The 23,505-nt window shown below is 60.2% G+C and carries 17 protein-coding genes and 2 pseudogenes; 2 read left to right on the top strand and 17 right to left on the bottom strand.

Translation table 11 applies throughout. The annotated features are described in order from the left end of the window. Positions 1 to 7: 7 nt before the first annotated feature. The 4 genes from dapF to AAAK34_RS04445 all read right to left on the bottom strand — a co-directional run bounded on the left by dapF (position 8) and on the right by AAAK34_RS04445 (position 5,460). On the bottom strand, positions 8 to 877 hold the full coding sequence (gene dapF / locus AAAK34_RS04460) for a diaminopimelate epimerase (RefSeq protein ID WP_231695284.1): 870 nt from the start codon (positions 875 to 877) through the stop codon (positions 8 to 10). A 48-nt stretch (positions 878 to 925) separates the two neighbouring features. Beyond that, positions 926 to 2,005 (bottom strand): Holliday junction branch migration DNA helicase RuvB, encoded by a 1,080-nt coding sequence (gene ruvB, locus AAAK34_RS04455; protein ID WP_231695285.1) that lies wholly within the window; start codon positions 2,003 to 2,005, stop codon positions 926 to 928. Between the two features lie 80 nt (positions 2,006 to 2,085). Continuing rightward, positions 2,086 to 3,276 (bottom strand): trypsin-like serine peptidase, encoded by a 1,191-nt coding sequence (locus AAAK34_RS04450; RefSeq protein ID WP_431777796.1) that lies wholly within the window; start codon positions 3,274 to 3,276, stop codon positions 2,086 to 2,088. 687 nt (positions 3,277 to 3,963) lie between these two features. Beyond that, positions 3,964 to 5,460: a trypsin-like serine peptidase gene (locus tag AAAK34_RS04445; RefSeq protein ID WP_431777795.1), complete on the bottom strand. Its 1,497-nt coding sequence runs from the start codon at positions 5,458 to 5,460 to the stop codon at positions 3,964 to 3,966. A gap of 80 nt (positions 5,461 to 5,540) precedes the next feature. Between AAAK34_RS04445 and radA the strand changes: the two genes are divergently transcribed. Further along, the gene (radA, locus tag AAAK34_RS04440; protein WP_231695287.1) at positions 5,541 to 6,929 is read left to right on the top strand and encodes a DNA repair protein RadA; all 1,389 of its coding nucleotides are present in this window, start codon (positions 5,541 to 5,543) and stop codon (positions 6,927 to 6,929) included. A 60-nt stretch (positions 6,930 to 6,989) separates the two neighbouring features. On the opposite strand, the gene AAAK34_RS04435 is transcribed toward radA, so the two are convergent. Next, a complete protein-coding gene (locus tag AAAK34_RS04435; protein WP_431777794.1) occupies positions 6,990 to 7,448 on the bottom strand; it encodes a MaoC family dehydratase in 459 nt (152 codons plus the stop codon). A gap of 239 nt (positions 7,449 to 7,687) precedes the next feature. On the opposite strand from AAAK34_RS04435, the gene AAAK34_RS04430 reads away from it, so the two are divergent. Beyond that, positions 7,688 to 8,863, top strand: a complete 1,176-nt coding sequence (locus tag AAAK34_RS04430) for a CoA transferase (RefSeq protein WP_231695289.1) — start codon at positions 7,688 to 7,690, stop codon at positions 8,861 to 8,863. Here the strand turns inward: AAAK34_RS04430 and AAAK34_RS04425 are convergent. The 12 genes and pseudogenes from AAAK34_RS04425 to AAAK34_RS04370 all read right to left on the bottom strand — a co-directional run bounded on the left by AAAK34_RS04425 (position 8,855) and on the right by AAAK34_RS04370 (position 23,498). Beyond that, the gene (locus AAAK34_RS04425; protein WP_231695290.1) at positions 8,855 to 9,649 is read right to left on the bottom strand and encodes an ABC transporter ATP-binding protein; all 795 of its coding nucleotides are present in this window, start codon (positions 9,647 to 9,649) and stop codon (positions 8,855 to 8,857) included. The genes AAAK34_RS04430 and AAAK34_RS04425 overlap by 9 nt on opposite strands. After that, positions 9,646 to 10,543, bottom strand: a pseudogene (locus AAAK34_RS04420) (ABC transporter permease). Before AAAK34_RS04420 ends, AAAK34_RS04425 begins: the two are co-directional and overlap by 4 nt. A 121-nt stretch (positions 10,544 to 10,664) precedes the next feature. After that, positions 10,665 to 11,645: an ABC transporter substrate-binding protein gene (locus AAAK34_RS04415; RefSeq protein WP_231695292.1), complete on the bottom strand. Its 981-nt coding sequence runs from the start codon at positions 11,643 to 11,645 to the stop codon at positions 10,665 to 10,667. 145 nt (positions 11,646 to 11,790) lie between these two features. Continuing rightward, positions 11,791 to 12,528 carry an enoyl-CoA hydratase-related protein gene (locus AAAK34_RS04410; RefSeq protein ID WP_231695293.1) on the bottom strand — a complete coding sequence of 246 codons (738 nt, stop codon included), beginning with the start codon at positions 12,526 to 12,528 and terminating at the stop codon, positions 11,791 to 11,793. A 41-nt stretch (positions 12,529 to 12,569) separates the two neighbouring features. Further along, positions 12,570 to 14,687 (bottom strand): acetate--CoA ligase family protein, encoded by a 2,118-nt coding sequence (locus AAAK34_RS04405; protein ID WP_231695294.1) that lies wholly within the window; start codon positions 14,685 to 14,687, stop codon positions 12,570 to 12,572. 207 nt (positions 14,688 to 14,894) lie between these two features. Then, positions 14,895 to 15,644, bottom strand: coding sequence for an ABC transporter ATP-binding protein (locus AAAK34_RS04400; protein ID WP_231695295.1), 750 nt, complete (start codon positions 15,642 to 15,644; stop codon positions 14,895 to 14,897). Then, entirely contained in the window at positions 15,632 to 16,477 is an 846-nt protein-coding gene (locus AAAK34_RS04395; RefSeq protein ID WP_231695296.1) for an ABC transporter ATP-binding protein, read from the bottom strand. The genes AAAK34_RS04400 and AAAK34_RS04395 overlap by 13 nt, the downstream gene beginning before the upstream one ends. 197 nt (positions 16,478 to 16,674) lie before the next feature. Further along, a complete protein-coding gene (locus AAAK34_RS04390) occupies positions 16,675 to 17,580 on the bottom strand; it encodes an ABC transporter permease (RefSeq protein WP_231695297.1) in 906 nt (301 codons plus the stop codon). Beyond that, a complete protein-coding gene (locus AAAK34_RS04385; RefSeq protein WP_431777793.1) occupies positions 17,577 to 18,668 on the bottom strand; it encodes an ABC transporter permease in 1,092 nt (363 codons plus the stop codon). Before AAAK34_RS04385 ends, AAAK34_RS04390 begins: the two co-directional genes overlap by 4 nt. Then, positions 18,665 to 20,260: an ABC transporter substrate-binding protein gene (locus AAAK34_RS04380; RefSeq protein WP_231695299.1), complete on the bottom strand. Its 1,596-nt coding sequence runs from the start codon at positions 20,258 to 20,260 to the stop codon at positions 18,665 to 18,667. The genes AAAK34_RS04385 and AAAK34_RS04380 overlap by 4 nt, the downstream gene beginning before the upstream one ends. A gap of 65 nt (positions 20,261 to 20,325) precedes the next feature. After that, positions 20,326 to 21,765, bottom strand: coding sequence for an NAD-dependent succinate-semialdehyde dehydrogenase (locus tag AAAK34_RS04375; RefSeq protein WP_231695300.1), 1,440 nt, complete (start codon positions 21,763 to 21,765; stop codon positions 20,326 to 20,328). An 85-nt stretch (positions 21,766 to 21,850) separates the two neighbouring features. After that, a pseudogene (locus AAAK34_RS04370) lies at positions 21,851 to 23,498 on the bottom strand (ABC transporter ATP-binding protein). Positions 23,499 to 23,505 lie beyond the last annotated feature (7 nt).

The raw sequence follows: 23,505 nt of genomic DNA, 5'->3' as shown, positions 1-23,505 counted from the left end.
GCAGGGGTCATAAGCTTTCCGGAATCTCGATTTCGCCCTCAAAAACAGTGCTGGCTGGGCCGGTCATCAGCACAGGGCTAGCTTCCTGGCCTGCCCACTCAATGGTCAACGTACCGCCGCGCGTTTCCACTTGCACCCTGGCGTCAAGCAGGCCCAGGCGTATGCCGGCCACCACCGCTGCGCAAGCGCCAGTGCCACAGGCCAGCGTTTCTCCGGCACCGCGCTCATAGACGCGCAGGCGCACATGGCTCCGGTCTTGCACCTGCATAAAGCCGGCATTGACGCGATTGTGAAACGCTGGGTGCCGCTCAATCAGCGGCCCTTGGGTCAGAACGGGGGCAGCGTCCACATCTTCCACCAATTGCACCGCATGGGGATTGCCCATGGAGAGAACTGCGACGCGGGCGGCGGCGCCCTGCGCCAAGTCAAGAGGCCATAGCTGCCAGTTGCCGTGCGCGATGGACTGCATGTCTCCCGGGGTGAACGGAACCATGGGGAGGTCAAATATGGGGGCCCCCATGTCGACGGTGACCTGGCCGTCGGGCTGCTCGGTCAACTCGATGGTTCCGTGCTTGACCTTCACGCGCACCGTGCGCTTGCTGGTCAGGCCATGGCCGCGCACGTAACGCACAAAGCAGCGCGCTCCGTTGCCGCAATGCTCCACCTCGCCACCATCACTGTTGTGAATGACATACTCAAAATCGACGTCCGGTTGTGTAGCGGACCGCACGCCCAGAATTTGGTCGGCACCTACGCCGAAGTGCCGATCCGCCAGCCAGCGATATTGTGCTGGCGTAAGCCCTAACGAGCCCGCCGTCTCGTCGAGCACGACAAAGTCGTTCCCAGCGCCTTGCATCTTGGTAAAGCGAATGTGCATCCCGCAATTATCCCCTCATGTCCAAGCGTGAGTGTGCTTACCGGGGGCTTACCCGCGCTCGTCGTCTGCGAACAACCCGCCGGGCGATTGAGGAGCTGCCACTCCCAGGTGCCGGTAGGCTGCCAGGGTGGCCACGCGCCCACGCGGCGTGCGCTGCAGGTAGCCCTGTTGAATCAGGTAAGGCTCGATCACGTCCTCAATGGTACCCGGCTCTTCACCGATGCTGGCGGCAATGTTGTCTAGCCCGACTGGTCCTCCGTCAAAGCGATGGATCACGGCTTCCAGCAGCTTGCGGTCCATGACATCGAGGCCCAAAGGGTCGACATCCAGCATGGCCAACGCGAGGTGGGCGATGTCTCGCGTAATGCGACCTTCACCCTTGACGTCAGCGTAGTCTCGCACCCGGCGCAGCAGGCGGTTGGCGATGCGAGGTGTGCCCCGGCTGCGACGGGCGATTTCGCGTGCGCCTTCCAGCTCGGTCGGTACCTGGAGCAGCCCTGCTGATCGCTCGACGATGCGGGTTAGCTCCTCGGGCGTATAGAACTCCAACCGTGCGACGATGCCAAAGCGGTCTCGCAACGGGTTGGTGAGCATGCCCGCACGGGTAGTGGCACCCACCAGCGTGAAGGGCTGCACGTCCAGCTTGATTGAGCGGGCCGCAGGGCCCTCCCCGATCATGATGTCTATCTGGTAGTCCTCCAGCGCGGGGTAGAGAATTTCCTCGACTACCGGGCTCAGCCGGTGGATCTCGTCAATGAAGAGAACATCGTTACGCTCCAGACCGGTCAGCAGCGCGGCCAGATCTTTGGGCTTTTCCAGCACCGGGCCGCTGGTCTGGCGCAGATTGACACCCAGCTCGTGCGCGATGATGTGCGAAAGCGTGGTTTTGCCAAGCCCGGGCGGGCCAAACAGCAGCACATGGTCGAGCGCCTCACCGCGCATTTTTGCCGCGCCGATGAAAATCTCCAGCTGCTCACGCGCCTTGGCCTGACCCACGTAATCGTGCAGCAGCTTTGGGCGCAGGGCTCGCTCAAGCGCCTCTTCCTGAGGAGTTGCGGCAGCGGCCGACACCACGCGCGGCAAGGCACCCTCGGGTGGCAGGGAAAAATCGTCAACAGTGATGCTCATGGCTCAATTGTGACGCGGTGAGGGGCACCGCGCGCACTGAAACCTCAGTAGTTACGGCGAACTCCAGGTCCGACCGACACCTATGGAGTCAACCAGCGGCCTATACCCTTGGGAAAAGCCAGCTCGAGCCGCCCGTACACTGCAACTTGACCTTCGCATTCCATGCAGTTGGTTAGATAACCATACAGAGCGCCAGCGACATAACGTGTATGGCCCAGCTGTATGAGCAGGGGTGAACCACTGCTTCCCGGCTCAGCGATGCCCTTATGTACATTTACCGAGAGCAAGCCGAATGAAGCGTCTTTTGCCATTGTGCAAAGGCGATCCGCCCCACACGCCACATAGCCCCCCACTTGACCGTCTGAATATTTCTGAAAATCGCCCCACGGATGGTGGACGCTGCTCGCATCGAGCCCCGGCCCTACACCCTCTCCGAAATAGGACCCTGCATAAACCACCTTGGCTGGCGGACGGGCATTCAGCCGAAGCAGTGCCGTGTCGGTTTCAGGGTCACTAAACAGAAGCTCGGCACCGCCGGTTAGGACAGTCGAAGCTTGGTCGGATTGTGGTGAGCGGTTGCAGCCGGCAGCCCGAAAGAACCAGTAGGTCTTTAGCGTGGAGGCCTCATGCTGATTCTTGATGCAATGGTTCGCCGTCAGAAAGTACGGGGTCTGACTGTTTGATGCATCATTCAGCAACGTTCCAGTGCACATCCCAACAAGGCCATCTTCTCGAGAAAACACCATCTTGGCAACGGACCGGCTTTCTGCCTGCAAGTCAGATCTGCACATCACATCCGGATTGGCCCAGCTGGATCGACCTATGTCTGAAGCGGATTTTTGCATCGATGCAGGCAGTGCAGGATTTAGGTACATGTGGGAAAGACGAGGCACCGCAAGCCGCAAGTCATCGGGATTCTCGCCCGGAGGAAGCTGAATCTCCATGGTGCTGATGGCGCCGGCTGTGTCCGCTCCCCAATACATGCGCGCGCTGTCTCCCAGAATGCCTCCGGCTTCGTTGAGCAAGCGTATTCTTCCTATCTGGGCTGAGGTGGATTCAGAGACTTGGTCTCCTTCGCCATAGAAGCGCAGCACAGATCCTTCAGGAATGCTGTCGACCAGCACGCCCAGCCTGATGGCACGCGCACCTTCCGAATAGAACTCGATGCCCGCCACGAGACCTCCATCGGCAGTTGGTTGCCAGTTCAGAAGCGACGCCAGACCCCAGGAGTGGGCAGTAGCGGGAATCTCGCGACCATCACCGATTTTCAAGGGAGCAAACTTGACCGCCGGATCGGATGGACCAGAACCTGCAAAGGGACCCAGACTTATTCGCGGCAGGGAGGCGCCCGCGAGAACCCGCTTTGGCGCTGATCTCGCCTCCTTCTTCGGTACGGCGCCCGGAAAGAGCGCTGTATCCAGTGGTTCGATTCGATCTTTTGTGTAAGGCACTGCCGGTGCAGGCTCCGGCGCTGGTGCAGGCTCCGGCGCTGGTGCAGGTATTGGTGCCGGAGCCGGTACGGGTGCAGGTACGGGTGCAGGCACGAATTCAGAGTGAGACTCAGAGATCGAGTCTCCCCCGCATGCACTCAAAGCAATCGCCGCCGCTGCTGCCCAGAAGGCATAGCGTTTCATCATCTGGTTTCCTGTCAGGTGTGTTGGTCTTGAGAGGCATGGCGCCGCATGCGACATGCAGGCAGGCCTCTTCAGTCACCGGAAATCGACCGGCTGAGCTGAAAGCCTGTTCGCGAACACGGCGCAAGCAGCGCCAGTACGGAACGATTCAGCAAACTGAATTCACTGAGTAACAGCCGTTGCTCTCAAGTTCCAGGAACCTTGAACCAGGAACCTTGAACCAGGATCCGGATCCAGGCATGATTCTTCATGCCGGCACTTTTTCGCGCGCGTCTTGGCATGACCAGATGGAAGCGCCCAGCCCAGGAAAAGGCGCTCAGCGCATTACTGCCCTATGAGCCACTGGTTAATGCCAGCAGCGAAGGACTTCTCAAAACGCCCGTAGTAGTCTGAACCAGAAGCATTCTGGCAGCTGGCGTTGCCTCCAAACAGTGTGCCAACCACATAGTGCGTATTGCCCGATCGTGCAAAAAGGGCCGAGCCACTGCTACCGCCTTGAGTCGTGCCCGACTGCCAGGAAACCCGAAGGCTGCCGCCTGAGGTGACATCGGCCTGCGAACAAGCGCCGCCAACGCAGGTGGCATAGCCCAGCGCCTGACCGACACTGTACTTTTGCAGATCGCCGGCAGGATGATGAATTCCGGTCACCTCCAGCCCCGGCACCACGCCAGAGCCAAAGTAGGAGCCTGCATACACCACGTTCGCAGGTGGCGGCCCCGAAAGTCGCAGGAGGGTGGTGTCGATTACCTCATCGGTCCACAGGAAGTCGGCACCGCCTTCAATGCGCATCACCTCCGAGGCATACCGCGGCGTGCTGTTGCACGAGGCGGCATGGAAGAACCAGTACGTGACGAGGCTACCGGCAGAATACGAGTCTGAGATGCAATGTGCGGCTGTCAGAAAATACGGGGTGCGGCTGCTGGCGGCATCGTTCAACAAGGTGCCGGTACACATGTAGGCAACGCCGTCCCTCTTGGTGTAGATCATCTTGGCGACCGACCGGCTTTCGTCCTGCAGGTCAGGCCTGCACATCACATCGAGATTGCAGCTTTCAGAGTCGCCAATGTTGGCCACGGATTTCTGTGGTGTCCAGGCCTGGGTAGCGGTCATGGTCAGGTGCGACAGGCGTGGCACCGCCACTTGGAGCGCGCCAGGCTTTGCACCTGGTGGTAATTGCACCTCCAGAGTACTGACGGACCCAGCCGTGTCTGGCCCCCAGACCATTCGAGCGTCGTCACCTGGCACGGCGCCAGCTTCGTTGTTCCGGCGCAGGTTGGCCACTTGCGAAGAACTCATTTCCACCACTGCGTCATCTACGCCATAAAAGCGCAACGTGGCACCGTCGGGAAGACTGTGGACCAGCACGCCCAGACGAATCCCCCGGGCTCCCTCTGCGGAAAATGCAATGGCGGCTACTTGGCCTCCGTCGGCAGTCGCGCTCCAATTCAGCAACGCCGCCAGATCTGCAGCGTGGGCTGTAGCCGGGATTTCCCGACCTTCGCCGATCTTCAGGGCAGTCCCCTTGGCCTGAGGTGGAGCCGACTTGGTGACCAACAGAGGGCCAAGCTCCACTCGTGCCACCGGCACACCCGCTGGAACCTGCCGTGTTGCAGCCTTCGACACCTTGAACGAGGCACTTCGCGGCAACAGCGCGGTATCCAGTGGCTCAATGCGATCACCCACGACCGGGATGGGTGCGGGCGCCGGGCCGGGTGCAGGTGCCGGGGCTGGCGTAGGTGCAGGAGAGCTATCGGAGCCCCCTCCACAGGCCACCAACGCAGTGGCGGCTACGGCGACCCATAAGGCGTGGCGCTTCATCATTGGGGTACTCCTGATGTCTTGCATGAATTTCTCTGGCTGCATTTTCTACCAAGAACGCGCAGCGCCGGTACGATCCAGCGATGGCAAAAGACAAGAGCATATACATCTGTAATGAATGCGGTGCGTCCAGCGCACGCTGGCTGGGCAAATGTCCGTCGTGCGGCGCATGGAATTCCCTGATCGAATCCACACCGGAAGCCCCGACAGCGGGCAAGAACCGGATGGGCGCTGCATTCGCGGCGTTGGCGCCGAGCAGCGAGGCTCGTCCGCTGGCAGCCATAGAGGCGGTGGACGTGGCACGCACGCCCACGGGCCAGCCCGAGCTTGACCGGGTTCTCGGCGGCGGCATCGTTGAGGGAGGCGTGGTACTGATTGGGGGTGACCCTGGTATTGGAAAATCGACACTGCTGTTACAAGCGCTCGACGCATTGCAGCGCGCGCAACTCAACACCCTCTACGTAACGGGCGAGGAAAGCGGAGCCCAAGTGGCACTGCGTGCCAGGCGTCTGGGGATCACGGGCTCACAGGTCGCAGTGTTGCCTGAAATCCAGCTGGAGAAAATCCTGGCCACACTTGCGAGCCAGCGCCCGGCCGTGGCGGTAATCGATTCCATCCAGACGGTGTACAGCGACCAGCTCACCAGCGCCCCCGGCAGTGTGGCGCAGGTACGCGAATGCGCGGCGCATCTGACGCGCTACGCGAAATCAAGTGGGTGTGCGATCGTTCTCGTTGGCCACGTCACCAAGGACGGCCAACTGGCTGGCCCACGCGTGCTGGAGCACATGGTGGATACCGTGCTTTATTTCGAGGGCGACACGCACTCCAGTTACCGCCTGGTGCGTGCGATCAAGAACCGCTTCGGCGCGGTCAATGAAATCGGCGTGTTCGCGATGACCGAGCGCGGTCTCAAGGGCGTCAGCAACCCCAGCGCCATTTTCTTGAGCCAGCATTCTCAGCCGGTGCCTGGAAGTTGCGTGCTCGTGACCCTTGAGGGGACCAGGCCGATGCTGGTCGAAATTCAGGCTCTGGTGGATTCTGGCGGTCCCAGTCCGCGGCGACTCTCTGTGGGTCTTGAGCGGGACCGACTGGCCATGCTGCTGGCCGTGCTGCACCAGCACGCGGGCGTGGCCACGGGCGACCAGGACGTGTTCGTCAACGCCGTGGGGGGCGTGCGCATCAGTGAGCCTGCAGCCGACTTGGCTGTCATGCTGGCGATCACCAGCAGTTTACGAGGTAAACCACTTCCCAAGGGGTTCATTGCATTTGGCGAGGTGGGCTTGGCAGGCGAGGTGCGGCCTGCCCCGCGTGGGCAGGAGCGGCTGAAAGAGGCCGCCAAGCTGGGCTTCTCAGTGGCCGTGGTGCCGAAGGCCAATGCACCGAAGAAGTCGGACAAATCTTTTGAGGGCTTGACTATTCATGCAGTGGAGAGGGTGGATGAGGCTATGGCGTTGGTGAGGGGGCTGGATTGAGGCGGACCGGAGCGCACCGCACTTCTCGGCAACACTGTTCGATCTGCCTCACTCACTCATTCATTCATCCTGCATGAGCAATATGAATTCCGCCACTACCGCCGGACGTTCACTGCCCTCCAGTTCGATCACGCAATCTGTCACCAGGCGCGTGGCAGCGCCAGAGCGCTCGGCAGACTTCACCGACTGGCGCAGTCGTATGCGGGACCCTACCGGGACCTGGGCGGTGTATCGCACCCGGTCCGAACCATAGTTCAGCCCTTTGCCGCGTTTTTCCACCCGGAAGACCTGACGTTGCAACTTGGGCACCAATGCCAGCATGTACAGGCCATGTGCAATGGTCTTGCCGTCAGGCATCTCGCGCGCGGCGCGCTCGACATCGACGTGAATCCAGAAATCATCGCCCGTGTTGCGCGCAAAATCGTCGATGTGTTGCTGCTCTATGGTGAACCAGTCACTGACACCGAGCGGTTTGCCCACCAAGTCCAGGAAGTCAGCAGGAGTTTGAAGAATAATCATGTCGACGCTTTCAATTGAACCTGGAAACGACGTCTGACCACTTGCGATTTTCAATACACCAAGAGTTCATTCAGCGGCCCCTGTTTTTTTCAGTGAACATCGGGGATATTGTCGTGCCGCACACTCGAATCCGGCATGCATATCAGCTTTGCTGCACCAAGAATGGCTCGCGTGAATGGCGCGACCTATGATGCGCTGACACCAAGGCGTGTCAACAACCAAAACGGCCTGCGTATCGAATGACCCAAAACACTGAGACAACTCAACCCGGGCCGCTGACCGGTTTCGTGGTGCTGGACCTCACCCGCGTGCTTGCAGGTCCTTATTGCACCATGATGCTGGCAGATCTGGGCGCGACGGTGATCAAGGTCGAACATCCAGAAGGGGGCGACGAGGCCCGGCATTTCCTGCCTTTCATAGGCGATGAATCCGCCTACTTCTCCACCTTCAATCGCGGAAAGAAGTCGATCGCGCTGGATCTGCAGAAAGCCGAAGACCGGACCATTTTCGAGCGCCTTTTACCCAAAGCCGATGTCCTGATCGAAAATTTTCGTCCAGGCGTACTGGACCGACTTGGCTTTAGCTGGGAGAAACTTTCCGCCCATTACCCTCGTTTGGTAGTGGCGTCGGTCTCAGGCTTCGGCCAGACTGGGCCGTATAACCACCGAGGCGCCTACGATCTGGTGGTGCAGGCCATGAGCGGCATGATGAGCATGACCGGTCACGAGAACGGACCGCCCGTTCGGGTGGGCACCTCGCTCGGAGACCTGGCCGCCAGCATATTCGCGGCCAACGGCATCCAGGCCGCCTTGCTGCAGCGCTCTCGCACAGGCACAGGCAGCCGGGTAGATGTGTCGATGTTCGAATGCCAGGTCGCCTTGCTTGAAAGCGCATTGGCGAGGCACGCCGCAGACGGCACTCCACCTACTCGAATGGGTTCACGCCACTCCGGCACAGCCCCCTTTGACACGTTCAAGGCGGCAGACGGGTATGTCGTCATCACGGCCGGCGGAGATTTGCTCTTCTCACGCCTGGCTCAGGTACTCGGACATATCGAATGGTGTACCGACCCCCGCTTTGCCACACGCGCCACCCGAGTGCAGAACCAAGCTGAACTCAAGGTCGCCATAGAGTCCTGCCTCGCAGAAGACAAGGTGGAGGTCTGGCTGGACCGATTCGAGCGATCCGGCGTCCCCTCCGGCCCAATCAATGACGTGAAGGCCATGATGGAAGACCCCCAATTGATCAGTCGCGGATTCCTGGCCCCGCAGGGAACAACGGGATTGATGTCTCCCGCCACGCCGATCCTGATGTCAGGACTGGGCTACCCCAAACGACACGCGCCATCACCCCAACTCGACGAGCACCGCGGAGAGATCCTGGCGATGCTGCAGGAGCCGCTCACCTCACCCTAAGATGAGTGCGTCGTCGCTGACCTTCTCGCCTCGGGTTCGCTCGAACATGGCCAGAAGATCAGGCACATCCATGCGGGAGCGCTCCTCGCCGGACACGTCCAGTACGACCTGCCCCTGGTGCAGCATGACGGTGCGAGTTCCGTGGTCCAGCGCCTGCCGCATGGAATGAGTCACCATGAGGGCGGTCAATTGATTCTCGGCCACGATGCGGTCAGTCAGTTGCAGCACGAAAGCTGCCGTCTTGGGATCGAGCGCCGCTGTGTGCTCATCGAGCAGCAGAATGCGTGAGGGCTGTAGCGCAGCCATCAGCAAGCTGACAGCCTGCCGCTGACCTCCGGAGAGCAGGCCCATGCGGTCGCTCAGCCGGTTTTCCAGGCCCAGGTTCAGGTGGGTCAGCCTCTCGCGAAACAAGGTACGCAGATCCGGCCGGACCGCACGCCCCAGGCCCCTGCGCTGCCCACGCTGCCATGCGAGAGCGAGGTTCTCCTCGATGCTGAGTGCTTCACAGGTACCGGCCATAGGATCTTGAAACACCCGAGCCACCATGCCGGCTCGCTGCCAGGCATTCAGGCGAGTCACATCACGGCCATCGATGATGATGTTGCCGCTGTCGACCAGCAAATCGCCACTGATGGCATTCAATGTGGTGGATTTTCCTGAGCCGTTGGAGCCGATCACCGTGACGAACTCACCTGCCGCCACTTTAAGGTTGACGCCGCGCAATGCAGGGTTCTCGATGGGGGTCCCAGGGTTGAAAGTCTTTTGCAGATCGAGCAATTGCATCATGACTGGCCACCCCCGCTGTTTTTTGCCGAACTGGCGGGCTTGCGCCATTTGGATTTGAAGCGCGGCAATACCAGGGCCACAGCCACCAGCACGGCCGTGATGAGATTGAGATCCTGCGCTTTCAAGCCGATGAAATCGGCCTCCAGGGCCAGGGCAATGAACAGCCGGTAAAGCACCGCCCCCACCACCGTGGCCAAGGTGATGACAAACAAGGAGCGGCTGGGCATCAGTGTTTCGCCAATGATGACGGCAGCCAAGCCGATGACGATCGTGCCCAACCCCATGGAAACATCGGCCCCGCCTTGCGTCTGCACGTAGAGCGCGCCGCCCAATGCTATTAAGGCATTGGAAAGCGCCATGCCCCCCAGCACCATGCGGCCAGTGGGAATGCCCTGGGAGCGTGCCATGCGCGGGTTGGCACCCGTGGCGCGCAATGCCAAGCCCATTTGTGAAGAAAAACCAGTCCAGCGCCAGCTTGACCAGGAGAACAATAACCACCAACACCAAGGGATGCATCCAATAGGCTTCACCGTCCGCATCCACGAAGGGGCTGAATACCGTGGCTTCCCCGAGCAGGGGTACATTGGGCGCTCCCATGATTCGCAGATTGATCGAATAGAGAGCGATCATGGTCAGGATGGATGCCAGCAACTGCAATATGCCCAGTCGCACATTGAGCCAACCCGTCAAGAACCCAGCTGCCGCACCAGCCACCATGGCCACCCCGCAGGCCAGCCAAGGGTTATAGCCCGAGACGATGAGCACCGCGGCCACGGCACCGCCGAGCGGGAAGCTGCCATCGGCGGTAAGGTCGGGGAAGTCGAGCACGCGAAACGAGATCCACACCCCCAACGCCACAAGCGCGAAGATAAGGCCAATTTCCAGCGCGCCCATGAATGAGAGCATCGACATGGGGCGGTTTCAGTCTTGATTAATCAGTGTTTCAGCCAGGAAACGGCACCGGCGCCACGCAGGCGCCGGTGCTGGATTTTATTTCAGCCGTGTCATCAAGACTTCATTTCACGACTTCAGCAGCCTCTTTGATCAGTGCTTCAGGCAATTTCAGACCTTGCTTTTCAGCCGCACCCGGGTTGACCACCAGAGACATTTTGGAGCCGATTTCAGGCGCAATGGCGCCAGGCTTCTCACCTTTAAGAATGCGGTCAACGATCTTGCCGGTCTGGCGACCCAGATCGTAGTAGTTCATGCCCAGAGCAGCAATGGCGCCGCGCTTGACCGAGTCGGTATCGGCAGCAACCAGCGGAATATCGGCCTCATCGGCCACACGAACCATGGATTCGTATGCTGAAACCACGTTGTTGTCGGTGGTGGTGTAGATCACATCCACCTTGCCCACCAGGCTTTTGACGGCGGAGGGAATGTCTACCGTGCGCGCAGCGGCAGCCTCTACCACGCTCATGCCACGCTTGCCCAGCTCCGCCTTCAATTCTTTCAGAACGATGGTCGAGTTGACTTCACCGGGGCTGTACACGAAGCCCACACGTTTAGCACCTGGTTTGACCCGAAGCAGCAGATCGATCTGCGCGGCCAGCGGCAGCCGGTCTGACACGCCGGTCACGTTCGTGCCTGAAGTCTTCCATTCCTTGACCAACTTGGCAGCCACCGGGTCGGTCACAGCAGTAAAGACCACAGGAACGCTCTTGGTTGCAGCCACTGCGGCCTGTGCGCTGGGTGTGGCAATGGCCACGATGGCATCCACCTTGTCACCGACGAACTTGCGTGCAATCTGGCCCGCAGTCGCGGTATTGCCCTGTGCGCTCTGGTAGCTGAGCTGCAAGTTCTTGCCCTCTTCCCAGCCCAGGGCCTTCAACTCGTCTTGTACACCTTTGCGCACGGAGTCCAGCGCGGGGTGATCAACGATGGCGGTCACTCCCACCGTTTTGACATTTTGCGCATGCACTCCGGACGCAGCCGTCAGGGCGGCAATGGCGGCTACAGAGCCCAGGACTAAGCGGCGAACAGCGAAATGGGTCATGAAAATGCAACCTTTCTGTAACGGAATAATCATGGTGAACATGCAATGTTCGCACAAGCGGAGACCAGGGACCGCTGGCTATGCCCTCACAACTTTGAAGGGCCAGTAAGCCCTCACCGGGCTTCGCCCGGAACGCTCAAGCCTTTCAGCGCCCGATGTAGTTGGGCGCGCGCTTTTCGCGGAAGGCGATCATACCTTCCCGTGTGTCGGCGCTCTCGCGCACCACGTCAAGTTGGCGCATCGTCTCGGACATGATTTCCGAAGGCCCCTTGGCGAGTACATGCTGATTGACGAAGCGCTTGATGGTAGCGAGCACCAACGGCGCCGAATCTGCCATGACTTGCGCCTGCTCCATCGCAACTTCGACCTGCTTGCCGGTGTCGACCACATCACTGACCAAACCCACGTCGTAAGCGCGCTGCGCGCCCATGGGCCTTCCCAGGAGCATCAGGTCCATAGCGGCCTTGTGAGGAATGCGTCCGGCCAACCCTGCGATCATGCCTCCCGTAAAACCAAGACGAGCTTCAGGATACGAAAAGCGCGTGTTCTCGGCCGCCACGATGAGATCACACATCATGGTGAACACCAGAGCGCCGCCCACCACCCAGCCTGCAGTGGCGGCAATGATCGGCTTGTCGGTGGTGAAGCCCGAGCCCGGAATGCATCGCCATAGTTCGGGCAAATTGGTCACATCGGCGCCAGATGAGAACGCCTCATTGCCCGCCCCGGTGACGACCGCCACACGCTGCTCGGAAGCGTCGAAGGCGGCGAAACCGGCCTGAAGCTCCAGCGCGGTGTCCTTGCAGATGGCATTCTTGCGGTTAGGACGATTGATGGTGAACAACGTGACCTTGCCGTGCTGCTCAATGATGACTTGCGACATGTTTTTCTCCTGAGGAAGTAACTGGAACTGGATGAAAGAAATCAGATTGAGATTCTGAAGACGTCAATGCGCGCACGGGCATCAACCGCCACAGCGCCTTGTCCGGCAAGCTTGACCTTGAGCGGGTTCACCTCGATTTCAAAATCGCGGCCAGCCAATTCCAAGTCATGCGCCAACCAGCCAAGCCGCACGATGACGTCGACCACAGCGCTCACATCCAAAGCACCGCGACCTCTGAAGGGGCGCAGCAACGGGGCGACCTTGAGCGCTTCCAGAGCGCGACGCGCGCTCTCGGCATCTACAGGGGCGGGCAACACGGCCACATCCTTGAGCAGCTCCACGAGCACCCCTCCCGCGCCCACTACGACCTGTGCGCCAAACTGCGGATCACGTCGGGCACCCACAATCAGTTCCAGCTCGCCACTTTCCTGCTTCTGAAGCGAATAGCCCTGGATTCGCGCCTGGGGTGCGGCGCTTGCCACGCTGGCACGCATGGCGGCGAGTCGCCCCCGCAGATCATCTGCATCCGTGATGTTCAACGCCACGCCACCAACATCGGATTTATGGGCAATATCGGGGGAAACGATCTTTAGAACCAGCGGGTATCCGAGATCGCCGGCGGCAGCAACGGCTTCTTCCGCATTTGAAACGATGCGCTCCTGATTCACGGGAATTCCAGCGCGCCCCAACAGTTGCTTCGAGGCGCCTTCAGCCAGCATGCCGTCTGCCGGCACTGCGGTAGCGGGCATGCCATCGGGACGCTGTGGCGCACCGTGTTCCCGGTGGTCGGACCAGGACTTCCAGCCGCGCAACACAGCCATCGCCTCGGCCAGGGTGTCCACATAGGGCAAACTGCGCTCGACGAGCATCTGCCGGGCGGGCTCAGCAACCCGGCCTGGCAACATGACGAAGAGCGCGGGCTTCCCGCCAGCCCCGGGCCGTTCGGCGCCGTCGGCCAATTGGCGTGTGAACGCCGGAACGTCGGGCGCTGTCGTGAGCACCATCAGGGCCAGATCGACAGCCGTGTCGGCCATGGCGATCTCCGCGGTCACAGCGCCAAGTTTGGGAACGGCGTCCGACTTGCGGCCACCGCTGTCGATCGGATTGCCGGCTTGGCCTTCAGAGTAATACTCCGCCAATTCCATCTTTGTTGAGTCACTGAAACGCGCCAGGCCAACGCCAGCTTGTGAGAGCTGATCCGCCGTAATCGCACCACCGCCGCCGGAAGTGGTGAGAACGGCCACATCGCGCACCCGGCGCTTCGGGTAACGCACCATCGCTCTCGCAAGGCTGAGCATGTTGAGCGGGTCATCCATCAGAACGACGTTTTCACGCTCGCAAATCGCCTTGAGCGCAGCAAAATCACCCGCCATGCTGGCGGTGTGCGAATAGGCGGCACGGCTACCATCGTCGCTGGCCCCGGCCTTAACCATTAGCCAGGGCTTCCCAGCTGCACGTGCGCGGCGGGCCAACTCCACGAAGCGCGGCGCTGATTTGATCCCTTCCACATAGCTGCAGATCACCTGGGTACGCTCATCTTCTATTAGAAACTCCACGAAGTCGCAAAGCTCCAGATCGGCTTGATTGCCTACCGACACGCAGTGCGAGAAGCCGATGCCCATGCCGTAGGAACGATCAAACAACGTTCCCATGAGCGCACCGCTCTGGCTGATGAAGCCAATAGGCGCCTCGATCAGGCTGGGCACGTTGAGGGCTGGTGAAGAGCACAGCACCAGCTTGTTGGCCGGACTGATGAGCCCCAGGCAGTTGGGGCCAATAAGCCGCATGCCATGCTCGCGAGCGGCGGCCAAAATTTCAAGCTCCAGTGCCAGACCCTCGGGACCAGCATCAGAAAACTTGGAGGTAATGATGATCCCTGCCTTGGCTCCACGCGCAGCGCAAGCGGTGATCTCAGCCTTGACTTTGTCGCGCGGCAGGGCCATGACGACCATGTCTGGCGCCTTGGGTGTAGCGTCGATACAGGGAAAAGTCTTGATCCCAAAAAGCGTCTCGCGGGCGGGATTGATGGGAAACACAGTACCGCCATATTGGTGCTGCAAGAGTGTCTTGTAGAGGCGGCCCCCAAACTTGGTCTGGTCTTCGGAGGCGCCGATCACCGCCACACTGCGGGGATTGAGAAGAGTCTTGAGGGTTGTCATGTCGCGGTCACGTAAAAATAGGCGGGTGAAGAAAAAATGACGAGTGATCAGCCAAAGTTTTCTGGCTCAAAGGTCTTGACGTTCCAAGCCGACATGGTCAGTTTGCTTGTAGGCCGAGGCAGAAAAGACGGGTGGGCGATCTGAACCACATCCCTATCGACTCATGGCTAAAAAATCTGACTCGGTAGGTAACAAGGTTCGTCGATTTCAATGACTCAACGCCGCTTCCAGCAGCCGCTGCGCTTCAGGGTCACTCAAGCGAGCACCGCGAAGCTGCTGACGGGTCAGCACGTCGGTAAAGCGACCGCCCACCATGAAAGCAATCTGGTCGCACATGTGCGCTACCACGTGAAGATCGTGGCTGACAAGCACAAACGCCTGCTGTTGCTCACGTCGCAAACGGGCGAGCAGATTAAGCACCTCGGCCTGCACGGAAACATCAAGCGCGGACGTAGGCTCATCCAGCAGCAGCACCTGCGGCTTCACCAGGAGTGCCCGAGCTATGCACACCCTCTGGCGCTGCCCGCCCGATAGCTGACCCGGAAAGCGAAAACGGAGTGTGAGCGGCAACGCTACGGTTTGCATCGCCTCGGCGATGCGCGCCTCGCGATCGCCCACGTCGTGTACAACCAGCGGCTCACGCAGAATCTCGTCGATGGTATGACTGGGATTGAGCGCAGCCAAAGGGTCCTGAAACACCATCTGCATGGCACGACGGTCTGCCAGCGAGCGTCGCGTACCCATACGTCGGCCAGCCACCTCAATCAGGCCTGACCAGTGAGTGTCGATGCCAGCCACTGCCCGCAGGATGGTGCTCTTGCCGCACCCTGATTCCCCAACTATTCCGAGGCTGCCTCCACGCGGAACGTCAAATGAGACACCGTTGACCACTTGGGCTCTACCACGCTGAACTACCAGATCTTTGATTCCCAAAGCAATTTCGGTCACTGCAGCCATGAGGCCTCCCGATTCAGAACAGGCAACTCACGGCCGGGGTGGTCGAGTGAAGGACGGCAGGCCAGCAAGCCACGCGTATAGGAGTGCTTGGCATCGGCCATCTGCCCGCCTTGCAATTCTTCCATCACACGACCGCCATACATGACGAGAATGCGATCGGCATAGCCTGCAACCAGATCCAGATCGTGGCTGATGAGCACCAGCCCCATGCCACGCATGCGGACCTGCTCGTCGATCAGATCAAGAATGCGGTGTCGCACGACGGCATCCAGTGCGGAAGTGGCTTCGTCGGCGATCAACAAATCCGGCTCAGCCGAAAGCATCATGGCCAGCATTGCGCGCTGCGCCATACCGCCCGAAACCTCGTGCGGATAAAGCTCAGCCACACGCTTCGGATCTCGGATGTGCACTTCAGCCAGAAGTTCGCGCACGCGCTGCTGCACGCCGGTGCGCGGCACCTTTCCGCACAGCCTCAGCATCTCGGCCAGTTGCTTACCAATGGTCATCAGCGGATCGAGACCCTGCTTTGGATCCTGCACAACCATGCCAATGCGCTTTCCACGTATCGCGCGCAAGGCTCGCGGACCGAGCGCCAGCAGGTCATCGCCTTGCAAGCTGAGTCGGTCGGCATGAACGGTAGCACTGGCCGGCAGCAGGCCTAGCAGCGACCGAAAGCTGATCGATTTTCCTGAACCAGACTCACCCACCACGGCTATGCGCTCGCGGCCCATGGTGAGGTTCACCCCTCGCACCGCCTCTTGACGGCCCTGCGGCGTGTCGAACGAAATCCTGAGGTTTTGAATCTCGAGCAAAGCCTTTGTGTTGTTATTCATCCAGGTTTTCTCCCAGGCAAGCCGAAGAAATCGACAAAGTCAGATGGCCGCGAAGCAGCCAATTCAGGGGTACCCACGCAACTGGCGTCGGGAGGCCGCGGAACTGGCCATACCAGTGCACCCGCGGAGCTGGCTTTGCCAGTCCGCCGGGTGCGTCCCCCCTCAGGGGGAAGGCGCGCAAGCGACTCAGGGGGATCTCATCTCACCCCAGGGTCAACCACGTCCCGCATCGCATCGCCAAGGAAGTTGAATCCGAGGCTCAAAAGCAGAATCATCAGACCAGGCAGCGTAGACACCCACCAAGCCTCGAACACGATGGCTCGCCCCTCAGCCACCATGGCGCCCCACTCGGGAGAAGGGGGCGGCAGACCAAGCCCCAGAAATCCCAGGCCGGACACAATGAGCACGATCCCCGGCGCGTCGAGCGCTGCGCGCACCACTGCAGAGGGCAGACACAGCGGCAGCGCATGACGCAACAGCAAGCGCAGACGGGAGACACCCAGCGCTTTGGCCGCCTGTATGAACTCGGCACTGCGCAGCGCCGCTACTTCCGCACGTGCCACACGGGCATAGGGTGGCCAGCCGGTCAGTGCGATGGCGATCACGGCTGTCCACAGACCAGAGCTCAAGGTCGCGGCCACAGCAATCGCCAGGATCAGCCTCGGAAACGCCATGAACACGTCGGCAAGACGCATCAGCACGGCGTCGAGCCAACCACCCCAGAGACCTGCTGCGGCACCAATCAGCAAGCCTACGGGAACACTGGCGAGCAACACCATGGCCACAATGGCCAGCGTGGGCCGGGCTCCGTAGACCACACGCGAAAAAAGATCACGGCCCAGGGTATCGGTGCCGAGCCAATGCTGAGTTGACGGCGGCAACAAGCGCTCGCCAAGCGCCTGCGCCACAGGGTCGACCAACGGCAGCCAAGGAGCCAGCAGAGCAACTAGAACCATGATGCCTACCAGCACCATGCCTGCCAGCCCGAGTGGATGTCGGAACAAGCGGCGCACGAGTCGATAAGTGGCGCCCAGGCGTGCCTGGGTACGAGTGGCCGGCGTGTCCGTAGAAAGCCACCCCGAGCAAACTGAAACAAGATTCATACAGAACGGGAGCGGGGGTCGAGCGCCGCCTGGATCAGTTCACTGGCGATATTGACCAGCATGAAAATGGTGCCAACCAGCAACGTGGCCGCCAGCACCGCAGGGATGTCAGCTGCAAACAGCGAATCAGTGATGTACATGCCCAAACCCGGCCAGGCGAAAACCGTTTCGGTGAGTACCGCGCCCTCAAGCAGATAGGCGTAAGTCAACGCAACAATGGCCAGAATAGGGCCAGCCGCATTGCGCAGTGCGTGGCGCCAGAGTATCGCGCTCTCGGACAAACCCTTAAGCCTGAGCACCAGGGCGTAGTCCTGCCGCAACTGCCAAAGGAGGAAGCTGCGTGTCATGCGCGTCACATAACCCATGGCCACCAGGCCCAGCAAGCTGGCCGGCAGAATCAGATGCGAAAACGCATTGCGAAACGCACCCCACTCTTTTGCAAGCAGTGTATCGATCAGCAATAGATGGGTCACCGTCGGCACTGAGTATCGATAGGCCAAATCAAGCCGACCAGGTCCCGCCACCCAACCCAGGTTTGCATAGAAAATCAGCAGACCAACAATGCCTAACCAGAAGATCGGCATCGAATGACCAGCCAGGGAAAGCACACGCCCCAGATGATCAGGCAGGCGCCCGGCATATTGCGCGCACACCACTCCAAGTGGAATCCCGGCAAGCACACCGAGCACGATCGCCATGGTCGCCAATTCGAAGGTAGCCGGAAAATGACGCACCACGTCTTCAGCGATCGGATTGCCTGTGACCAGCGAGCGGCCAAAATTGCCGCCCAGCATGTCGCCCACAAAAGCCACGAATTGCTCCGGCAGCGGTTGATCCAGGCGCATCTCGCGCCGCACCTGGTCGTATTGCTCCTGCGAGGCACGGTCGCCCACCACGCGCAACACCGGGTCGGTTGGCAGCACACGGCCGAGCGCGAATGTCACGACCAACAGGCCCAACAGTGTGATGAACGCTGTCAGCAAGGTCGAGGCCAGCCAACGCAGGCGGCGCCGTGCCTTGCCCGGCCCGCGCGTTAGCGCAGGCGCGGCGTCATCTGCTACCTGCAAGGAGGAGGCCAAGGCGCTCACCGCTTTTCAATCACGTGAAACGCGGTCGAATCGAAAGTGACGGCACCCTTATAGTTGTGTACGTTTGACCGCACAGCAATGGGTTCCACTTTCTGCACGATAAAGCTGAATGGAGAATCGTCGCGCAGCGTGCGCTGTATGTCGCCATAGATACTCATGCGTTTGGCGTTGTCCACTTCGTGCCGCGCACCTTCAACTTTGGCGGTCAGCTGGGGAATCAGCCAGTGCGCGCGCCAGGGCGCATTTTTGTTACTGGCGGTGGGCGCATTGTTGGTGTTGCTGCTGAAAAACTCCAGCGTGGAGCTCGGGTCGGAGTAGTCCGGCGCCCAGACAAACACTATCATTTCGTGACGACGCTCACGATACCCTGTAACCACCTGCCCTGGATCGCCCACCTTCAGATCAAGCTTGATACCTGCCTGAGCAAAAGTGGATTGCACAGATTGAGCAATCTCGCGGTAAGGGCTGGCGGCCATCACATCAATGCTGGTCGAAAAACCCTCCGGCACACCAGCCTTGGCCAGAAGCGCCTTGGCCTTGGCGATGTCCAGCTTGTAGGGCTGCTCGGTCAGCGCACCGTCGGTGCCACTGGCCACCGCGCTCTGATTCACCTTGTACTGCCCACGGAAGAGCTGCTTGGCAATGCCCTCATAGTCGATAGCCCAACGCATGGCCTGCCACACTTCAGGCTTGGCGAACTTGGGGTTGGATGTATTGACTGCCAGGTAGTACACGTTGCCCCGCGGAATCTGAACCACCTTGAGATCAGGCTTATTGGCAATCGCCTGCACCTGATCGGGGTTCAGATCGGAAGCCACGTCCACATCTCCCTTTTCCAGCAGCAGGCGCTGAGCGGCAGCCTCGGCCACGTGACGCGTGATCACGCGTTTGAGCTTCGGCGCGGTACCACCCTGGTAGCCCGCGAATGCCTCCATGACGACCGCATCCTTGGCCTTCCACTCGATTAATCGGTAAGCGCCCGCGCCTGCAGAACGTGTGCGCAACCAGCCGTTGCCCAAATCTCCACTTTTTTCATTGGAGAGCACCAGTTTCTTATCCACCACCGACGCGATGGCGGCGCTCAGTGCGCTGAGTATCAGATCAGTGGCGTAGGGCTTCTCGAAGCTGAGAATCAGCTTGTCGCCGTCGGCGCGAACACGCTCTTTGACGTTGTCACGAGTCCAGCCAAACTGGCGCAAAATAATGGCCGGTTGCTTGTCGAGCAGAATCCCGCGCTGCAAAGAAAATGCTGCATCCTCCGCAGTCAGCGGGTTGCCCGACTGAAACTTCAAACCCTTGCGAATGGTGAAGACAATCTGTTTGCCGTCGGGAGCGGTTTCCCACTTCTCGGCAGCGCCCGGAATGATCTTGCTGAAATCCAGAGGATCATGCTGCACCAGCCTCAGGTAAAGGTTGTTAAGGCTATCGCCCGAGGCCACCTCGAACGCCTCAGCCGGATCGAGCGAGAGAAAAGCACTGATATCGCGCGCAATGACCAGCGTATCCGCCGGCGTTGCGGCCCAGGCTGTGGACATGCTCAAGCAAGCAGCCAAGGTGGATGCACGCCATACTTTTTTGAACGTGGTTTTCATGTGGGCTCCCATGGGTTTATTCAAGTCGTCTAAGAGTGGGCAAACGCGTTACCGAAATCAGTCCATCAGTCCATTTGAGTGACGAACTTCGTCACGAGGTAGCCGTCGAAGGTTTCACTACCGCCTTCGCTGCCAATACCACTGTCCTTCACACCGCCAAAAGGCGTTTCGGGCAAGGCTTGGCCAAAGTGGTTGATGTTGACCATGCCGGCCTCCAAGCCGTTCTGGATCCGCAGCGCGTTGCTCGTGTTGGTTGTGAACGCATAGGAGGACAAACCGTACGGCAGGCTGTTGGCGCGCCGAAGTGCTTCATCCAGATCTTTGAACGGCACACATGCAGCCAGTGGGCCAAATGGTTCGGCCTGCATGATCTTGGCGTCGTCCGGTGGCGCTGCAATTACGGTCGGCGCAAAGAAATTACCTGAATCACCCAGGCGCTCACCACCGGTTTCGATACGTGCGCCGCGCGCACGAGCATCCTCCACGAACTCGGCCATCGCCGTCACGCGGCGCGCATGCGCCAGCGGACCCATGCGCGTATCGGCGGCCAGGCCCGGGCCCACCTTGATGCCTCGGCTCACTTCTGTGAAGCGGGCCATGAAGCGATCCCAAACTGGCTCCTCAATGTAAAACCGCGTGGGCGAAACGCACACCTGACCGGCATTGGTGAACTTGAATCCCGCGAGCATAGTGGCAGCGCGCTCCACATCAGCGTCAGCACATACGATCACCGGCGAGTGGCCGCCCAACTCCATGGTGATGCGCTTCATATGACTGCCTGCAAGCGCTGCCAACTGTTTTCCAACAGGTACCGAGCCGGTGAAGGAAACCTTGCGCACGATCGGCGAGGCGATCAGGTACTCTGACACCTCGTGCGGAACACCCCAGACCACATTGAGCACGCCTGGTGGCAAACCGGCCTCGTGAAACAGGCGCGCAATGGCCACCACCGCACTGGGCGAATCCTCCGGTCCCTTGATGATGATGGTGCAACCCGCAGCGATCGCGGCAGCAATTTTCCGGATGGCCTGGTTGTAGGGAAAATTCCAGGGCGTAAATGCAGCGCACACGCCAATGGGTTCGCGCAGAACGAACTGGCGCACATTGGGCATGCGCGGGGGGATGACGCGCCCATAGATACGACGCCCCTCCTCGGCATGCCAATCGCAATGGTCAGCGCAGCGCAAGACTTCACCCACCGCCTCCGCGAGCGGCTTGCCTTGATCCAGCGTGATGTTGCGACCAATATCCTTGGCGCGTTCGCGGCTGAGTTCTCCAACCTTTCGCAAAATCGCGCCGCGATCGGTCGGCGACACATGACGCCAGGTGGCAAAAGCGCGCTCAGCCGCAGCCAGAGCGCGATCCAGATCGGCGCGGGTAGCATGCGGTAGCTGACCAATGGTCTCGCCGGTAGCCGGATCAATCACCGGCTGCTCCACGCGGCCTCCGCCCTGAACAAACTCGCCGTCGATATAAAGCGCTAGGTTTTCGTATGAGGTAGTCATGGAAAGAATGGACTCCTTGTGAGATTCGAAAAGGTTCAACCAGGCAAAAAGGTGAGAACGGAACAGGTAACTCGATCAGCTCAGTTCAGGCCACGGCCAGTTCGGGAAGGGCGTCGTCGCGCTCCCAGGACTGCCCCGGCATAGCCTCAAACAGGCTGCGCGTATAGGGATGCGCTGGTGCTCTGGCGACAGACTGAACGGTGCCGGTTTCCACCACACGACCTTTGTGCATCACGGCAATGCGGTCGCACAACTGGCTGGCCACACGCAGATCGTGAGTGATGAACAACATCGCCAAGCCCAAGCGTTCCCGAACTTCACGCAACAAGGCAAGGACCTGCTGCTGAACCGAGACATCCAGGGCTGAAACCGCTTCATCGGCCACGATCAGGCGCGGCTGCATCACCAAGGCCCGCGCGATACCAATGCGCTGGCGCTGGCCGCCGCTGAACTCATGCGGGTAGCGATTCACGGCGCCCGAGTCCAGACCCACCACTTTCAGAACCTCCTGCATGCGCCGATCGGCCTCCGCAGGCGGAACTCCGCAAAGAATGGCGTTTTCCGTCACGATGCGACCCACGCGGTGACGCGGATTGAGCGAAGCGAATGGGTCCTGAAAAATCATCTGAATCTGAGGACGCATGGCCTTCAGCGCACGACCGCGCAGATCCTGAATTTCCACGCCGTTGAATACGATGCGCCCCTGATCCACATCAAGCAGACGCATCACACATTGGCCGAGAGTTGTCTTTCCAGAACCCGACTCTCCAATGAGACCCACGGTCTCGCCTTCACCGATCTCGAGACTCACGTCCTGCAGAGCCTGTGTACGACCCCGACCTCCGAAAAAGCCTATGCCCCGCGCTCGATAGCTCTTGCTCACATGTTCAATTCGCAACAGCGGAGCAGGCCGTGGCGCAGTGTCAGCGTCATCAGTCGCATCGCGCAGGCGGGGTACCGCATCAATCAAACGACGCGTGTAAGGATGCTCAGGATGCCTCAGCACTTGATCAGCGCGCCCGGTCTCCACAACCGTCCCCTGCTGCATTACCACCACTCGGTCGGCTATGTCAGCGACGACGCCAAAATCGTGGGTAATGAAAAGCACCCCAATGCCATGTGTGACCTGCAATCGCTTGACGAGCGCGAGAATCTGCGCCTGCGTAGTGACATCCAGCGCTGTGGTCGGCTCATCTGCAATCAGCAACTGCGGCTCCAGGGCCATGGCTATCGCGATCACCACGCGCTGACGTTGCCCCCCGGAAAGCTGGAAAGGGTAGCGATGACGCAGTGTTTCCGGCTCTGGAAGACTCATCTCCCGCATCAGTTCCAGCACTCTGCGCTCACGCTTCGCAGCATCTCGCTCACCGTGCACGAGGAGTACTTCGTCGATCTGATCGCCCACGGTCATGACCGGGTTCAGTGCCGTCATGGGCTCCTGGAAAATCATGCCCATGCGCGATCCACGCATACGGCGCAAGGATTCGGCATCCAGCGAAAGGATGTCTTCACCTGAAAGCGTCATCTGCCCACCAGTCACACGCAGCGAAGGCGGCAGCAAGCGCATCACCGCATTGGCCATGACCGATTTTCCAGAACCTGATTCGCCGACCACGCACACCGTCTGACCGGCCGGTACTTCGAGCGAAACGTGCTGAACGGCAAACTCACGATCCCCCCGGCGGCAGCGCCACACTGAGATCGCGAATGCTCAGCAAAGTCTTCATGGTCATGCGTTGC

Source organism: Ottowia caeni (assembly GCF_050821495.1).
GTDB lineage: Bacteria > Pseudomonadota > Gammaproteobacteria > Burkholderiales > Burkholderiaceae_C > Ottowia > Ottowia caeni.
The sequence above is the reverse complement of the archived record's forward strand: the minus strand, read 5'-3'. Positions and strand labels throughout refer to the sequence as shown.

Bases quoted from the DNA above. Each gene is read 5' to 3' on its own strand.
- AAAK34_RS04400 (WP_231695295.1), bottom strand. From the start codon at position 15,644: ATGGCTGCAGTGACCGAAATTGCTTTGGGAATCAAAGATCTGGTAGTT.
- AAAK34_RS04395 (WP_231695296.1), bottom strand. From the start codon at position 16,477: ATGAATAACAACACAAAGGCTTTGCTCGAGATTCAAAACCTCAGGATT.
- AAAK34_RS04430 (WP_231695289.1), top strand. From the start codon at position 7,688: ATGACCCAAAACACTGAGACAACTCAACCCGGGCCGCTGACCGGTTTC.
- AAAK34_RS04410 (WP_231695293.1), bottom strand. From the start codon at position 12,528: ATGTCGCAAGTCATCATTGAGCAGCACGGCAAGGTCACGTTGTTCACC.
- dapF (WP_231695284.1), bottom strand. From the start codon at position 877: ATGCACATTCGCTTTACCAAGATGCAAGGCGCTGGGAACGACTTTGTC.
- AAAK34_RS04425 (WP_231695290.1), bottom strand. From the start codon at position 9,649: ATGATGCAATTGCTCGATCTGCAAAAGACTTTCAACCCTGGGACCCCC.
- AAAK34_RS04445 (WP_431777795.1), bottom strand. From the start codon at position 5,460: ATGATGAAGCGCCACGCCTTATGGGTCGCCGTAGCCGCCACTGCGTTG.
- ruvB (WP_231695285.1), bottom strand. From the start codon at position 2,005: ATGAGCATCACTGTTGACGATTTTTCCCTGCCACCCGAGGGTGCCTTG.
- radA (WP_231695287.1), top strand. From the start codon at position 5,541: ATGGCAAAAGACAAGAGCATATACATCTGTAATGAATGCGGTGCGTCC.
- AAAK34_RS04415 (WP_231695292.1), bottom strand. From the start codon at position 11,645: ATGACCCATTTCGCTGTTCGCCGCTTAGTCCTGGGCTCTGTAGCCGCC.
- AAAK34_RS04405 (WP_231695294.1), bottom strand. From the start codon at position 14,687: ATGACAACCCTCAAGACTCTTCTCAATCCCCGCAGTGTGGCGGTGATC.
- AAAK34_RS04435 (WP_431777794.1), bottom strand. From the start codon at position 7,448: ATGATTATTCTTCAAACTCCTGCTGACTTCCTGGACTTGGTGGGCAAA.
- AAAK34_RS04390 (WP_231695297.1), bottom strand. From the start codon at position 17,580: ATGAATCTTGTTTCAGTTTGCTCGGGGTGGCTTTCTACGGACACGCCG.
- AAAK34_RS04375 (WP_231695300.1), bottom strand. From the start codon at position 21,765: ATGACTACCTCATACGAAAACCTAGCGCTTTATATCGACGGCGAGTTT.
- AAAK34_RS04380 (WP_231695299.1), bottom strand. From the start codon at position 20,260: ATGAAAACCACGTTCAAAAAAGTATGGCGTGCATCCACCTTGGCTGCT.